The 14,717-nt window shown below is 74.4% G+C and carries 12 protein-coding genes; 4 read left to right on the forward strand and 8 right to left on the reverse strand.

Annotation, left to right across the window (positions count from 1 at the left end; genetic code table 11):
* Nucleotides 1-428: 428 nt before the first annotated feature.
* Complete coding sequence (locus ACLIYP_RS04290) at nt 429-1,892, reverse strand: endo-1,4-beta-xylanase (protein ID WP_412711791.1); 1,464 nt, start codon at nt 1,890-1,892, stop codon at nt 429-431.
* Between the two features lie 773 nt (nt 1,893-2,665).
* On the opposite strand from ACLIYP_RS04290, the gene ACLIYP_RS04295 reads away from it, so the two are divergent.
* Nucleotides 2,666-3,121 (forward strand): tellurite resistance TerB family protein, encoded by a 456-nt coding sequence (locus tag ACLIYP_RS04295; RefSeq protein WP_412711792.1) that lies wholly within the window; start codon nt 2,666-2,668, stop codon nt 3,119-3,121.
* Nucleotides 3,122-3,318: 197 nt separating this feature from the next.
* Nucleotides 3,319-4,296, forward strand: coding sequence for a TIGR03557 family F420-dependent LLM class oxidoreductase (locus ACLIYP_RS04300; protein ID WP_412711793.1), 978 nt, complete (start codon nt 3,319-3,321; stop codon nt 4,294-4,296).
* Nucleotides 4,297-4,372: 76 nt separating this feature from the next.
* On the opposite strand, the gene ACLIYP_RS04305 is transcribed toward ACLIYP_RS04300, so the two are convergent.
* The 3 genes from ACLIYP_RS04305 to ACLIYP_RS04315 form a co-directional block, all read right to left on the reverse strand.
* Nucleotides 4,373-5,863: an MFS transporter gene (locus ACLIYP_RS04305; RefSeq protein WP_412711794.1), complete on the reverse strand. Its 1,491-nt coding sequence runs from the start codon at nt 5,861-5,863 to the stop codon at nt 4,373-4,375.
* Nucleotides 5,864-6,004: 141 nt separating this feature from the next.
* Nucleotides 6,005-6,802 (reverse strand): SDR family NAD(P)-dependent oxidoreductase, encoded by a 798-nt coding sequence (locus ACLIYP_RS04310; protein ID WP_412711795.1) that lies wholly within the window; start codon nt 6,800-6,802, stop codon nt 6,005-6,007.
* A 92-nt stretch (nt 6,803-6,894) separates the two neighbouring features.
* On the reverse strand, nt 6,895-7,698 hold the full coding sequence (locus ACLIYP_RS04315) for a phosphotransferase enzyme family protein (protein WP_412711796.1): 804 nt from the start codon (nt 7,696-7,698) through the stop codon (nt 6,895-6,897).
* Between the two features lie 203 nt (nt 7,699-7,901).
* On the opposite strand from ACLIYP_RS04315, the gene ACLIYP_RS04320 reads away from it, so the two are divergent.
* Nucleotides 7,902-8,642, forward strand: coding sequence for an SDR family NAD(P)-dependent oxidoreductase (locus ACLIYP_RS04320; protein ID WP_412711810.1), 741 nt, complete (start codon nt 7,902-7,904; stop codon nt 8,640-8,642).
* Nucleotides 8,643-8,693: 51 nt separating this feature from the next.
* Here the strand turns inward: ACLIYP_RS04320 and ACLIYP_RS04325 are convergent, their stop codons facing one another.
* Nucleotides 8,694-10,070: a GDSL-type esterase/lipase family protein gene (locus tag ACLIYP_RS04325; protein ID WP_412711797.1), complete on the reverse strand. Its 1,377-nt coding sequence runs from the start codon at nt 10,068-10,070 to the stop codon at nt 8,694-8,696.
* 317 nt (nt 10,071-10,387) lie between these two features.
* On the opposite strand from ACLIYP_RS04325, the gene ACLIYP_RS04330 reads away from it, so the two are divergent.
* Complete coding sequence (locus ACLIYP_RS04330) at nt 10,388-11,689, forward strand: alpha/beta fold hydrolase (RefSeq protein ID WP_412711798.1); 1,302 nt, start codon at nt 10,388-10,390, stop codon at nt 11,687-11,689.
* 29 nt (nt 11,690-11,718) lie between these two features.
* Here ACLIYP_RS04330 and ACLIYP_RS04335 read toward each other — a convergent pair whose 3' ends face one another.
* From ACLIYP_RS04335 to ACLIYP_RS04345, 3 genes are all read right to left on the reverse strand, one after another.
* On the reverse strand, nt 11,719-12,000 hold the full coding sequence (locus ACLIYP_RS04335) for a Thoeris anti-defense Tad2 family protein (RefSeq protein ID WP_412711799.1): 282 nt from the start codon (nt 11,998-12,000) through the stop codon (nt 11,719-11,721).
* 76 nt (nt 12,001-12,076) lie between these two features.
* Complete coding sequence (locus ACLIYP_RS04340) at nt 12,077-13,732, reverse strand: DUF4139 domain-containing protein (protein WP_412711800.1); 1,656 nt, start codon at nt 13,730-13,732, stop codon at nt 12,077-12,079.
* An 8-nt stretch (nt 13,733-13,740) separates the two neighbouring features.
* Nucleotides 13,741-14,717 (reverse strand): DUF4139 domain-containing protein (locus tag ACLIYP_RS04345; protein WP_412711801.1); only part of this gene is annotated, 977 nt, incomplete at its 5' end.

A 14,717-nucleotide genomic window follows, 5' to 3' on the forward strand; every position in this document is an offset into this window, starting at 1 on the left:
TGTGCCGGACGCTTTCCTATGGGTGGACCGGCCGGGCCGCCGGAACTCATCGCCGCCCGCCCGGTGGATCCGGGCGGGCGGCGGATCGCGCCCGTGCCGGCGGCCGGCCGGCCGGCAGCCGGAATCCGCGCCGCGCCGCGTCACCGGGCCGGCCGCCCGCCGTACCGCGGCGCTGCCAGGGGCAGGCGATGGGGGCAGGTCGGGCGTCGGTCCGCCGGGGGGCCTCGCAAGTGCCGTGCGGGTGATTCGGAGGAACGGGCCGAGCCGGATTGGCCGTCCGGTCTGGGCCGGTTTCCCGCTGGGGGGACGCGCCCTTGGAGGGGCGCTTTCGGAACGGGGGCGGACGCGCCGGCGGTGCGGCGGCCTGAAGGCCGCCGCACCACCGGTTGTGGGGGGAGGTTGTGCGCGGGGAGCCGCCGTGACCGGGGTCAGGAGGCGGTGCAGGAACCGATGCGGGGAGCCGTCCAGTTGCCGTTGGCCATCACCGTGAAGCCGAAGCTGGTGGAGGAGCCGGCGGACAGGGTGCCGTTACCGCTGGGCCGCATGGTCATGACGTTGCCGCTGGAGTCCCAGCTCGGGGTGCCGTTCCAGGTGGCGGAGATCTTCTGGGGCGAGGTGACGGTCACGGTCGTGGACCAGTTGCTGATCGGTGCGCTGCCGGCCCGGACGGTCACCCTGCCGTTGAAGCGGTCGCCCCAGCGGTCGGTCTGCTCGTAGGTGACGGTGCAGGAGGCCGTGCCGCCACCGCCGGTGGTCCCGCCGTCCGTGCCTCCGGTGGTGCCTCCGGTGGTGCCTCCGGTGGTGCCGCCCGTGGTCCCGCCGGAACCGGAGCCGCCGAGGGCCTCCAGGACGGCGGTGTACGCGGGCTTCTTGTTGTAGTTGCCGTCGAAGAGCAGCGGGGTGTCGGAGGAGCGCCAGGAGTACTTGTCGGTCACGCCCCAGACGGTGATGCCGGTGCAGCGGGAGACGGCCAGGCAGGCCTGGGTGATGCCGCGGTACTGCTCGGCCTGGGAGGAGCCGGAGCCGGCGATGTCGAGCTCGGTGATCTGGACGTCGACACCGAGGTCGGCGAAGTTCTGCAGGGTGGTGTGGTAGTTGCTGGGCACCGGGTTGCCGCTGTTGAAGTGGGCCTGGAAGCCGACGCAGTCGATGGGCACGCCGCGGGACTTGAAGTCCCTGACCATGTTGTACACGGCCTGGGTCTTGGCGTGGCTCCAGTTGTCGGTGTTGTAGTCGTTGTAGCAGAGCTTGGCGTCCGGGTCGGCGGCCCGGGCGGTGCGGAAGGCCTCCTCGATGTAGCCGTTGCCCAGGCGCTGCTGGAAGACGGAGTTGCGGCGCGCGCCGCTGGAGCCGTCCTCGAACGCCTCGTTGACCACGTCCCAGGAGTGGACCTGGCCCTTGTACTGGCCCATCACCCGGTTGATGTGGTTGTTCATCGCCGAGCGCAGGTCGTTCGCGGACAGGTTGGTCACCCAGCTCGGCAGCTGGGAGTGCCACACCAGGGTGTGGCCGCGCAGCTTCATGCCCTGGCTGCGGGCGTGGTTGGCGATCCGGTCGGCGGTCGCGAAGTTGAACGAGTTGCGGGAGGGCTCCAGGGCGTCCCACTTCATCTCGTTCTCGGCGGTGAGCGAGTTGAACTCCCGGTTCAGGACGCTCATGTAGTCCGACTCGCCCATCCGGTTGGCGGCGATCGCGGTCCCGAAGTAGCGGCCCTTCTCCGCCGCCGCCGCGCCCAGGGTGGAGGCCGCGGAGGCGGTGCCGGTCAGAGCGGTGAGGGTGCCCGCGGCGGCCAGCGCCAGGGTGGCGCCCACGACCAGGGCGTTGCGCAGCGAGGAGCGTCCGCGCCTGCCCGGTGTTCTGGGTTCCGGCGAGGCGTGGGGGGTGTCGACCATTGCGGTCCCTTCGTCCGTGGCCCGCCTCCCGTCCTGCCGGGGCAGGGCGGGAGGCCGTCGGGCCGGTGGGTGTGCCATTCGCGGCTCGTGGGCCCGCCACCCGGGGCGAGGCCGGTGACAGGTCCATGGCGATCGGCAACGATCGATGTGGAGTATGCGCGGGTTGCAAGTCGCCGTCAATGCTTCCTTCCGGAAAACTTCCGGATAGGAGTGCATGTCATATCCCTTTATTCTCCGGGGTTTTGGGGAAATAAGGAGGGGCTGCCGCCTGCGCGTGATGAGGGTCAGACCAAAATTTTCGGTGGTCTTCCGGAGGGGTTGAAGGGGGTCCGCGGCCGGGCGTGCGCTCCGGCCCGGACAGCGCACGGGCAGCCTCCGGACAGGGCCCGGACAGCGTGAGGCCGCGCCGCGACGAGGGGGAGGGGGCATCGCGGGCGCGGCCGTACCGTGCGCATGCCCGGCGATCGGCCGCTCACACCCGGCCGGCGGCGGGAAAGACGATCCATCCCCTTCCGCGCCCGGCCTCCGGATCGGCCGGGGTGCCCCGACCCCGTCTGCGCCCCCCGGCAGGCACTGTGACGCCGCATCACCTGATCGGCGCACCCGCCCGCCCGGCCAGGGGCGATGTCACCGGAGCGGGCGCGGCACTTCTATCCTTCCCCCGGAGTCGAACGGCGCGCGGACGGCCGTGACTTTCTTTGCGCCGCCCCCGCCGGGCGGACGGTCCGGACGGCGCGCGGCCCGGACCCCTCAGCGACGTACGGAGTGTGCCCATGGCCCTGTGGAACCGCCTCAAGGAATCCGCACAGACGATGCAGGCCCAGTTGGAGGAGAGGAGGAACGAGCTCAGAGGCGGCGCGTTCCGCGACGCGAGCATGGCGGTGTGCGCGCTCGTCGCCGCGGCCGACGGCACGGTCGACCCGGCCGAACGGCGCCGTGTCGCCTACCTGATCGCCAACAACGAGGTGCTGAGGAACTTCCCCGCCGACGAACTGCGGAGCCTCTTCGAGGACCGTCTGGACGCGATCGCCGCCGACCGCGAGCGCGGCAGGGCCGACGCCTTCCAGGAGATCGCCAAGGTCAGGAGGAAACCGATGGAGGCCCGGGCCGTCGTCCAGATCGGCATCGTCATCGCGGGCGCCGACGGCCGCTTCGACCTCTCCGAACGGGCCGTGGTCCGCGAGGTCTGCCAGGCACTGGACCTGCCCCCGCACGAGTTCGACCTCTGAACCGCCGATCCGCGGGGGCCGTACCCAGTGCCCCCGCGCCCCGGTCTCCCTCCCTCCCTTCCCCTCTTCCTTCTCCCTCCGCCCCTCGTCCACATGGCCCACCACACCGTTTCGCACCGCACGTCGCGGGAACCCGCCGCGAGCGGAAACCGAACGGCACCACGTACGGCGACGTACGGCGAGGGACAGAGGGACAGATGCAGATCGGCTACAAACTGGCGGCGGAGGCGTTCGGGCCCGCCGAACTCGTCCGGCAGGCGGTTCGCGCGGAGCAGGCGGGTTTCGACTTCGTCGAGATCAGCGACCACTACCACCCGTGGCTGGACAACCAGGGCCACTCGCCGTTCGCCTGGACTGTCCTGGGCACCATCGCGGCGAAGACCGAACGCATCGGACTGGCCACCGGGGTGACCTGCCCGACCGTGCGGTACCACCCGGCGATCATCGCCCAGGCCGCCGCGACGCTCGCCCTGCTCTCCGAGGGCCGGTTCGTCCTCGGCGTCGGTTCCGGCGAGCGGCTCAACGAGCACGTCGTCGGCCGGGGCTTCCCCGCGGTCGCCGCGCGCCACGAGATGCTCCGCGAGGCGCTGGAGATCATCCGGCTGCTGTGGCGCGGCGGATACCGGTCCTACGAGGGCAAGCACCTGCACCTGGAGGACGCGCGGGTCTTCGACCTCCCCGAGGAGCTTCCGCTGATCGCGGTGGCCGCCAGCGGCCGCCCGTCGGCGCGGATCGCCGCAGAGCTCGGCGACGGGCTGTTCGCGACCGAGGCCAAGCCGGAGATCCTGCGCCGGTACCACGACGCCGGCGGTTCCGGCCCCGCCTACGCCGAGGTGCCCGTGGCCTGGGCGCTCGACGAGCACACCGCGGCCCGTGCCGTCCTGGAGACCACGCGGTGGGCCGTCACCGGCTGGAAGGTGATGAGCGAGCTGCCCAACCCGGTCAACTTCGCGGCCGCCACCACCACCGTCCGCGAGGAGGACATCCTCGCCAACTTCGCCTGCGGCCCGGACCCGGCCGGGTTCGTGGAGATGGCGCAGCGGTACGTGGACGCGGGCTTCGACCGGCTGGTCCTGATGAACGCCGGCCCCGACCCGGACGGCTTCCTGGAGTTCTACAGCAGCGAGCTGGACCAGCGCATCCGCGCACTGTCGCCGCGCCCGGCCGGCTCCTGAGCGGACCCCGCATGGCGGAAGGGGTGCTGCGGCGGTACCGCCGCAGCACCCCTTCCGCCCCTTTCCGGGGCCGGGGTCACCCGCGCTCGCCCGGGGCGGGCGTCACCTGCGCCGACAGCGGCACGGCGATGTCCTCCAGTGCGCGCCGCTCGGCCGGCACCGCCAGGAGGACTGCCACCAGCCCGGCCAGGGTCATCAGACCGGCGCCGATCTGGAAGGCGAGCACGGTGTCCGCGACGACGCCGGACTCGGTGAGCCCGGCGAAGATCAGCGGACCGCTGATGCCGCCCGCGGCCGTGCCGATGGCGTAGAAGAAGGCGATCGCCATCGCCCGCGTCTCCATCGGGAAGACCTCGCTGACCGTCAGATAGGCCGAACTGGCCCCGGCCGAGGCGAAGAACAGCACCACGCACCAGCAGGCCGTCAGCGTGGTGGCGCTCAGATGCCCGCCGTCGAACAGCCAGGCGGTCGCGAAGAGCAGCACACCGGAGAGGATGTACGTGCCGGAGATCATCACGCGGCGGCCGACGGTGTCGAAGAACCTGCCCAGCAGCAGCGGGCCGAAGAAGTTGCCGACGGCGATGACGGCGAAGTAGTAGCCGGTCGAACCGGTGCCCACGTCGAAGAACGTGGTCAGGATCGCGCCGAAGCCGAAGGTGATGGCGTTGTAGAGGAACGCCTGGCCGATGAAGAGCGACAGCCCCAGCACCGCCCGCTTGCGGTAGTGGGAGAAGACCGTGCGGGCGATCGTCCCGAAGCCGATGCTGCGGCGCGTGTGGATGGTGATCTCACCGGCGGGCGGCGGCAGTTCGGTGCCCTTCTCGGCTCGGATCCCCTCCTCGACCTCGCTCACCAGCTTCTCGGCCCTGTCGCCCTGGCCGTGGATGAACTGCCACCGCGGGCTCTCGGGCACATGGCGGCGCACCAGCAGGATGGCCAGGCCGAAGACGACACCGAGGGCGAAGGTCAGCCGCCAGCCGACGTCGAGGGCGAAGACGTCGGTGTCCAGCATCACGACGGACAGCAGCGAACCGCCCACCGCGCCCAGCCAGAAGCTGCCGTTGATGATCAGGTCGATGCGGCCCCGGTACTTGGAGGGGATCAGCTCGTCGATCGCGGAGTTGATGGCCGCGTACTCGCCGCCGATGCCGAAGCCCGTCAGGAAGCGGCAGGCGAAGAACCACCAGCTGGAGAAGGACAGGGCGGTCAGCGCGGTGGCGCCCAGGTAGACGGCCAGCGTGATGATGAAGAGCTTCTTGCGGCCGTAGCGGTCGGTCAGCCAGCCGAAGAACAGCGCCCCCGAACAGGCGCCGGCCACGTACAGGGCCGCGGCGATGCCGGTGACCTCGGCGGAGGTGATGGGCAGTCCGCTGCCCTCCTCCGCCAGCCGCCCGGCGATGTTGCCGACGACCGTGACCTCCAGGCCGTCGAGGATCCACACCGTGCCGAGCCCGATCACGATCATCCAGTGCCAGCGCGACCACGGCAGGCGGTCGAGCCTGGCCGGTACGGACGTCGTCACCGTGCCCGTACCGGCCGACGGTTCCACGGGGCTGTCAGTCGCCATCAACACTCCCTCCGGCGCGGTGCCGAGGGGATGCGCCTCGGCGCGCTCCTGACGGTTTCCCGGCCGCGGCCGGCCCACACGCGCCTGTGCGGGGAGGCTCCGCGGGAGCGGGGAGGGCGGAATCCGTCCGGCCCCGGACCGTCACAAGGCGTGGCCGCCGGCGACCTGGAGGACCTGCCCGGTGATCCACCGGGCCTGACGCGAGGCCAGGAACACCACGGCGTCGGCGATGTCCTCCGGCTCGCCCACCCGGCCCATGGGCACGATCGCGCGGACCTCGTCGATCCGGTCCGCCCCGATCCAGCCCGTCTGGACCGGCCCCGGGGCCACGGCGTTGACCCTGGTGCCCGACGCGGCCAGGTCCAGCGCGGCGGCCCGGGTGAACGCCTCCAGCGCCGCCTTGGACGTGCCGTAGCCGATCTGGCCGGGAAAGGCGCGCGCGGAGTCGGTGGATACGTTCACCACGCAGGGCGCGGTCCCGTCCGTGCCGCCGCTCCCGCCCCGTGCGCGGCGCGCGAGTTCGGCGGTGAGCAGTACCGGTGCGATGGAGTTGACGCGGTGGTGGCGTGCCAGCGATTCGGCGGTGAGCGTGTCGAGGGTGTCCGGACTCTCGCAGTGCGCGGCGTTGTTGACCAGGACGCCGACCGGCCCCAACCGCTCCTCGACCTGGTCGAACAGGCGCGCCGCCGCGTCCGGCGCGGCCAGGTCGGCGGCGACCGCGGCCGCTCCGCCCAGTTCGGCGACCAGTTCCCGCACCGCCTCGGCGGGTGGGGTGGCGTGCTCCCAGCGTGCTCCGGGCGGCGGAGGGCCCTGCGCGGGGAGATGGTGTACGGCCACCCGCGCTCCCTGGGCGGCGAACGCGCGGGCGATCGCCGCCCCGATGCCCGCGCCCGCGCCGGTGACGAGTACGACCTGTCCGTCCAGTCCGGTGTCGATCACCACCGCAGCATCCGGGATCGGGCCCGGGCGGGCAACCGTACTGCGCGGCACCCGGACACCCGAACACCCGGCCCCGGGCCGCCGCGGAGGCCTCAGCCGCCGAGCAGGGCGTCCAGCCAGAGCCGCTCGCGCCGCTCGGTGTACTCGGCGTCGCGCCGCCACACCTCCCCGTGGCCCTCGTCCCACAGCCTCGCCCACGGCTGGACGCCGCGTGCGGCCCGCTCCCGCAGGAAGTCGTGCATGGCGCGGGTACGGCGTCCCAGCAGGGGCACCAGGCGGCGGCGTTCGTCCTCGTCCAGCCCGTAGGCGCAGGCGAAGGCCCGCAGCCGCGCCCCGGCGTCCGTACGCCGGAAGGCGGGATTCGCCGACAGCGGGACGAAGCCGTGGGCGGCGTAGGCCAGGTCCTCCAGACGGGAGCCGGGCGCGGCGCCGTCCCAGTCGATGAACGCCCACCCCCGGTCGCCGTCGAACACCAGGTTCCACGGGGCCAGGTCGTGGTGGGCGACGATCTCGTGCCCCTCGGCGGGGATCAGCCGCCGCCAGCGTGCGCCGGGCGGCGGGACGAAGTCCGCCACGGCGTCGTGGAACTCCCGGATCAGGCGCGCCACCCGTTCCAGCCCGCGGACCGGATCCAGCAGGGAGAAGTGGTCCGGCCACACGGTGCGGCCCGGCAGGTACGCCAGCACCTCGCGTCCGCGGTCGTCGACGCCCAGTGGCCGGGGAGCGCCCCGGAACCCCGCCCGGTGCAGATGGTCCAGCAGGGCGTGGACGGCGGGGGTCCACGGTCCCGCGGGGCGGCGTACCGTGTCGCCCACCCGGACGACGCCCGCGCTGACGTTCCCGCCCGGCAGCGGCTCCTCCCCCGAGTCCCCCGAACCCTGCGCGACACGCTCCATGCCGCCCAGTCTCACCCGTCCGCCCCGTCCGCGCACCCGGATTAGGGTGTGGGCACCCGGCGGTCCCGACGACCCCGATGACCGCGGTGAACCGCCGCCAACCACCGAGGAGCCCCGCCGTGCAGCACCCCGACCGGTCCGAGACACCTGCCGCCGGCGAGGCGGCCGCGGACAGCACCGCGTTCCCCGGCAGCGGACGGCGCGTGCTGGTCAGCGGCGCGTCGCGGGGGCTGGGACGGGCGGTGGCGGAGGCGTTCGCCGCCAACGGGGACCGGGTGGCCGTCCACTACGGCAGCCGCCGGCGCGACGCCGAGGCCACCCTGGCCTCCCTGCCCGGCGACGGCCACGTCCTGCTCGGCGCGGACCTGGCCGACCCGCGGCAGGCCGCGGAGCTCGCGGACGCGGCGGCCGGGGCGCTGGGCGGCCTCGACGTCCTGGTGAACAACGCGGCCGTCAACACCCCGCACCCGCCCGCGACCACGGAGTACGAGGACTGGTGCGAGGCCTGGCGGCGGCACGTGGACGTCAACCTGCTCGGCACGGCGAACCTCAGCCACGCCGCCGCCCGCCACATGATCGCCCGGGGCACCGGCGGCCGGATCGTCAACGTCGGCTCGCGCGGGGCGTTCCGCGGCGAGCCGGACCACCCCGCCTACGGCGCCACCAAGGCCGCCGTCCACGCGCTGGGCCAGTCCCTGGCCGTCGCCCTCGCCCCGTACGGCATCGCGGTCACCTCGGTTGCGCCGGGCTTCATCGACACCGAACGCGTCACCCACCGGCTGACCGGTCCCGAGGGGGACGCCATCCGCGCACAGAGCCCGTACGGGCGGGTGGCCACGCCCGAGGAGGTGGCCGCGGCGGTGCTGTGGCTGGCGTCCCCGCAGGCCCAGTGGAGCGCGGGCGCCGTGCTGGACCTGAACGGGGCCTCCCACCTGCGGACCTGAGCCGGTCCGGCCCGTTCGCCCGGACGGAGCCGTTCAGGCGGCCCGGTCCGTTCAGGCGGCCCGGCCCGGGCGGGCGGCGCCCGCCTCCCACCGGCCGAGACCGAAGACGCCGAGGTCGATCGCCTCCGCCATCGCCGCGTGGCCCGCCGCGTTGGGGTGGTAGCAGTCCGCCTCGTACTCCGCGCGGATCCTGGTCGGGTCGGCCGGGTCCCGAACGGCGGCGTCGAAGTCGATGACACCGTCGAACAGCCCGCCGGTGCGCACGAACTCGTTCACCGCCAGGCGGTTGGCCTCCTTGGCGCCGCCGGCGGCGTTGCACATGGGCATCAGGGTGGCGCCGACGACCTTCAGCCCGCGCTCGCGGGCGCGTTCGGTGATCTCCCGCATCGCGTCGATGACCTGCTCCGCCGGTGCCGGAGGAGCGAACTCGCCGCCACCCAGGTCGTTGGTGCCCTCGAACAGGACCATGTACCGCGCGCCTGCCAGGGCCAGTACGTCCTGCTCCAGCCGGTCGGGCGCGGGCGGGCCGCAGCACTGGCCCGTGGGGTCGTACGGGTTGGGCTGGCGGCTGACGGTGTTGCCCGAGATCCCGGCGTTGGCGACGGCCAGCTGCCGGTGCGGGGGCAGGGCGTTGATCCGGCGCGCCAGCAGGTCCGTCCACCGGTCGCCGCCCCCGGTGGCGTTGTGGCCGGAGGTGTTGGAATTGCCCAGGGCGACGATGGCGCCCGCCGCGGGCGTACGGCCGTCGACGACGTCCACCCACCACAACTGGCCCGGGTGGTAGCCCGGTTCGTCCGACAGCCCCCGGTCCTGCTCCGGATAGGAGGTGTCGCCGGTGTCACGGGTGTGGTCGCCGGGCAGCGACAGGAAGCTGCCGGGCGGGTTCGGGGTGGGCGGCGGGAAGGTGTGGTCGTTGACCGGTGCGCCCGGCGCGTACAGGCTGACCGCCAGGTTCTGCTGGGCGGACACCCGCAGCGGCACCGGGTCGCTGTAGACGCGCTCGCCCGGTGCCAGGGTCACCCGGGCGCGCCCGCCGAAGGTGAGGGTGCGCAGGGAGCGGGGGACGAGATCGGCCTCCCCGACCCGGCGCTGCAGCCCGATCGTGGCGGAGCGGAAGGTCGCCGGGCGGTCGCCGTACGGGTTGCCGATGCGCACCCGCAGCCAGGTGGCCGACACCGAGGCGCGGGCGATGTTGCGCACGGTCACATCGGGTGAGGTGCCGTGCGCTCCCTGGAGGCTCGCGCTCCAGATCGCGCTGCGCCCGTGCGCCGGCCCCCGCTCGCGGGATCCGGCCTCACCGGTGCCGGAGGCGGTGGCCGGGGGAGCGGCCAGCAGGGGGAACAGCAGGGCGACGAGCAGCATCAGCAGCGGGGCCGGCCACACGCCCCTGCGGGCGCGGTGTCCGCCGCCTCTCGGCGAAGACGTCACGGCTTTCCTCTCGTTCGGCTGGTGCGGTGGGCGTACCGGGCGTCGAGGAGCTGAAGTCGTGCGTGGTGACAGGCGGTTCGGGAGGGCGGGACGCGCGGCGCACGCGGGGTGCGCGGTGCGCGGGCCGCGCCCCGCACAGTAGGAACGCCCCGGCGGGGGCGTCAACACCGCCTCGACGCCGTCCGGCCCGCACCCGTTCGGAGGGGGCCCGTCCGCACTCGCGGGCGCGGGCGCGTACGGTGCGGACGGAGCCACCCGGAGACCGCCCCCGGAGCCCCGGCCCACCCCCGACCCCCGGCACGAGGAGCCCCAGCACCATGGACACGGCCGTCTACCGCCACAACGGGCTCGCCTGCGCCGACCACACCATCCGGGTGCCACTGGACCACGCCCGCCCGGACGGCCCGGAGATCACCCTGTTCGCCCGCGAGGTGACCGCCGCCGGGCGCGAGGGGGAGGACCTGCCCCGGCTGCTGTGGCTCCAGGGCGGTCCCGGCCACCGGGCCGAACGCCCCGACGCTCCGGGCGCCTGGCTGCGCGAGGCGCTGCGCGACCACCGCGTCGTCCTGATGGACCAGCGCGGGACCGGCCGCAGTACCCCGGCCGACCGCCGCACCCTCGCGGCCCTCCCCGGCGCCGCCGCAACCGCCGCCCACCTGGCGCACTTCCGCGCCGACTCCATCGTCCGCGACGCCGAGCTGCTGCGCCGCCACCTCGCCGCCGACGGCGAGCAGGACCGCCCCTGGACGGTGCTCGGCCAGAGCTTCGGCGGCTTCTGCGCCCTGACCTACCTGTCCCTGGCGCCCGAGGGACTGGAGAAGGTGATGATCACCGGCGGCCTGCCCTCCCCGACCGCGCACGCCGACGACGTCTACCGCGCCGCCTACGCCCGCGTGGCGGACCACAACGAGCGCTACTTCGACCGCTACCCCGGCGACCAGCGCCTGACCGACGCCGTGGCCGGGCATCTGGGGAGCGAGGACGTACGGCTGCCCACCGGCGAACGACTGACCGTGCGCCGCTTCCAGACCCTGGGCGCCGCCTTCGGCGCAGTCTCCTCCTTCGACTCCCTGCACTACCTGCTGGAGACCGCGTTCGTGCCGGGCGCGCGCGGACCGGAGCTGTCCGACACCTTCCTGCGCCGCGTCGAGGCGGCCGTCTCCTACGCCGAACACCCCCTGTACGCCGTGCTGCACGAGGCCATCTACGCCCAGGGCGGCCGGCCCACCGCCTGGTCCGCGCACCGGATCCGCGAGGAGTTCCCCGCCTTCGACGCCTCCCGGGGCGGGCCGCTGCGCTTCACCGGGGAGATGGTCTACCCCTGGCACTTCGAGGAGGACCCGGCGCTGGAGCCGCTGCGGGAGGCCGCCCACCTGCTCGCCGGGCGCGCCGACTGGCCCCCGCTGTACGACGCCGACCGCCTGGCCGCCAACCGCGTGCCGGTCGCGGCGGCCGTCTACCACGACGACATGTACGTCGACCGCGAGCACTCCCTGCGCACCGCCGCCGCCGTGCGCGGTCTGCGCCCCTGGATCACCAACGCCCACGCGCACGACGGCGTACGGGTGGACCCCGCCGTCTACGGCCGGCTGCTGGCCATGGTGCGCGGCGAGATCTGACGGCCGCCCGCCCCCGGCGGCGGAGCCGCTCAGCCCCCGCCGCCGGACCGGCCCCCGCCGGCCTCCTCCGGCGCGTCGACGTCGTACCAGTCGTCGGCCAGCAGCCCGGCGTGCGACGGCTGCACCCCGGCCTGCACGGTGCCGTCGGCGGTGACGAACCGCAGATGGGCGGCGAGCGGCCGGCTCCGCCCGTCGGGGCAGACGCAGACCGACTCCGGCTCCAGGTAGACGTACTTGCCCGGCTGGATCCAGCTCCGGCGCGCCACGCGGCGGCCGTCCCTCAGTAGCTCCAGGGCTGCGGAGAAGTCCATGCGGCGAGCGTAGCGAGCCGTCCGGAAGGCTCTTGAACACCGGACGGAGAATGCGCTATGGGAGGCCGGAAGTCCCTCAGAGCCCCACCACGCCGTCCGCGGCCGTGAGTTCGTACTCCAGCGTGATCTCGCGCCTGTCGCCGGGAGCCAGACGGAGCGTGTAGCGCACCATGCCCTCCGCGTCGACGTCCTCGTCGGGCTCCGGCAGGCACGCCGCCCTCCGCAGCCGCACCTCGACGGCGGAGACCTCCGAGACCGGGACGCGCTCGCGGACCACCACGACCGCCGCCTCCCCCTGCGGGGAGGAGTCCAGCCGGGAGACGAACAGCCGCACCGTACGCGTGATCACCGTGCGGTGGTTGACGCCGGACAGGCCCGCGGTGCCGCGGCTCTCCTCGACACGGCGCACCACCCGGTAGGTGTCCTCGCTGCCGAAGGACAGGGAGATCTCCTCGCCCTGCCCGGCGAAGGGCAGTTCACCGCGCCCGGTGAAACCGCCGCCGCGCACCAGGTCCACCGGCCCGGCCAGCAGGACGTGCCCGGCCCCGTTGACCGTCCGGGCCACCCGGGCCACCAGCGGCGACAGTTCGGGGGCGCACGCCAGCTCGGTGCGGCACGGCGCGGTGAACGCCGACAGGCGCACCCGGTGGGGGCGCCCGTCACAGGCCACGTCGACGGGCGAGGCGGCGGTCATCACCCGCACCTCGCCGCCGTCCGACAGCCCGGGAAGCTCCGCGTCCGCCCCGGCGGACCCGTCCGCGGCCGGTCCGTGCCCGACCGTGGGCACCTCCTCCTCGCGCAGATCCACCTCGACCGTGCGCCGCTCCCCGGCCGAGCGCTCCCGCAGCACCAGTTCGTCCTCGTACAGCGACGGAGGGCCGGCGGCGAGGGTGGGCCGGGCGGTGGACAGCGACAGCCGCACCCCCCTCCAGTCCTCGCCGGTGCGCTGCCACACCACCGCGTCGGTCTCCAGGCGCACCGACCGCTCGTCCCCGGCCAGCGTCGCCCGGTAGGCGGGCCGCCACAGGGCGCAGGGCACCAGATGCGTCAGGCGCAGCACGGCGGGCCCGGCACGATCGGCCTCGACGACCACCTCGACGACCGCCGTCAGCTCCTGAGGCTCCTCCTCGGTGCGCCGCAGGGCCCGGCGCGCGTCCTCCAGCTCCTCCTCCGTGCGGAGGATCCGGCGCCGCAGCAGGTGCAGTTCCCCGGTGCGCGTCCCGTCCTCCTCGTCGATCCGCTCCAGACGGTCCGCCCAGCGCTCCGGGTCGGCCGAGCCGGCCCCGGCGCCCTCGGCGACATCGCGGTACAGGTCCGCCCTGGCCTGGGCGACGACCGCGAGACGGCTCTCCAGGCGCTGCCGCAGCCACCGGGCGTCGCGCAGCTCCTCCTCCAGATCGTGGACCCTGCGGCGCAGCTCCGAGGCGTCGTCGCCGGGCCGCCCCGGACGCGGGGGCGCGTACGTGCGCACCACGCGGGCGTCGACGACCCGGACGCCGCCCGCGCCGCCGTCCCCGGCCGGGACCTCCGCGCGCAGGGAGCGGTCCACCACCAGCGGCGTCACCGGGCCGACGAGCAGCCGCTGCGCCCCCGCGGCCAGTTCGACACTCCCGTGCCGCTCGACCTGGGCGCGGTCCTCCATGCACGTCACGGCGGTGACCGGCATGGGGACCGGCTCCGGCCGGGAGGACGGCGCGCCACGGCCGGCCGTGTCCTGGGATGCGTTCGTCATGATGCGGCTCAGTCCCTCCGGTTCCCGCCGACCAGTGCCTTGCCCGCGGGGATCCGCACCTCGTACCCGCCCCTGAGGACGGTGGTCCGGCCCGGCTCCAGCTCCACCCGCCAGATCCGCACCCCGCGCACATGGCGGCCGTCGCCGCCGCCGGGGTCGTCGAGAGGGCTCTCGGCGGCCGTCCAGGGCGGCTCGGCCGGGCGCTCCTCGATCCGCACCTCCTTGTCGGTGCCGACGGGCACGCGCTCGCGCACCTCCACCGTGATCCGGTGCGCCAGGCGGTTGGCGAGTTCGACCTCGACCGCGTGGTCGAGCACCGTCGTCCCGCCGCGCAGCCCGGCGGTGGACTCGCGCAGACGCGTGCGCCGCGCCGCCTTCACGCTCTCGACGGCGCCGGTCCCCACCCTGCGGCGCTCTCCGGGCGCGAGGGTGGGCAGAGGGGTGGTGAGGACGAAGCCGCCGTCCACGACGACGTCGGCCGGACCGGCCGGCAGCGGGTGGCCGGAGGCGTTGGTCAGCAGCACCGTGCCGTACACGGTCCGGTCCACCGACGGCACGCACACGTACTCCGGAACCGTCTCCACCGGGATCTCGCGTACGGGGACGGTGTGCCAGGCCCCGTCCGCGGCCACGTCCACCGGGGCGGCCGTGTCGTAGCGGTGGTGGAAGGAACCGGCCGATTGCCGTACGTCGACCGTGTGGGAGGGGCGCGCCAGCCGCGCCACGGACTCGGCCCGCCGCCGGTGCTCGGCGACGGCCGTGCCCCGCTCGTCCGGTGCGGGCCGCAGTCTGCCGCGCCGGCCGGGCTCGTCCGGACCGGCCAGCGTCAGACCGGAGTAGTCGAGCATGTCCTCGGCCGGGCCCGGCGGGGGAGCCTGACCGGGCGGGCCCGGCGGGGACACGGCTGCCGTCCGAGCCGCGGCCGGCGGGCCGCCGGGGGAGGCCGGTGCCAGCGGTGCGGCGGCGGGGGCGGCGGGGCCGCCGT

The sequence above is a fragment of the Streptomyces nanhaiensis genome (assembly GCF_046614825.1).
Lineage (GTDB): Bacteria > Actinomycetota > Actinomycetes > Streptomycetales > Streptomycetaceae > Streptomyces > Streptomyces radiopugnans.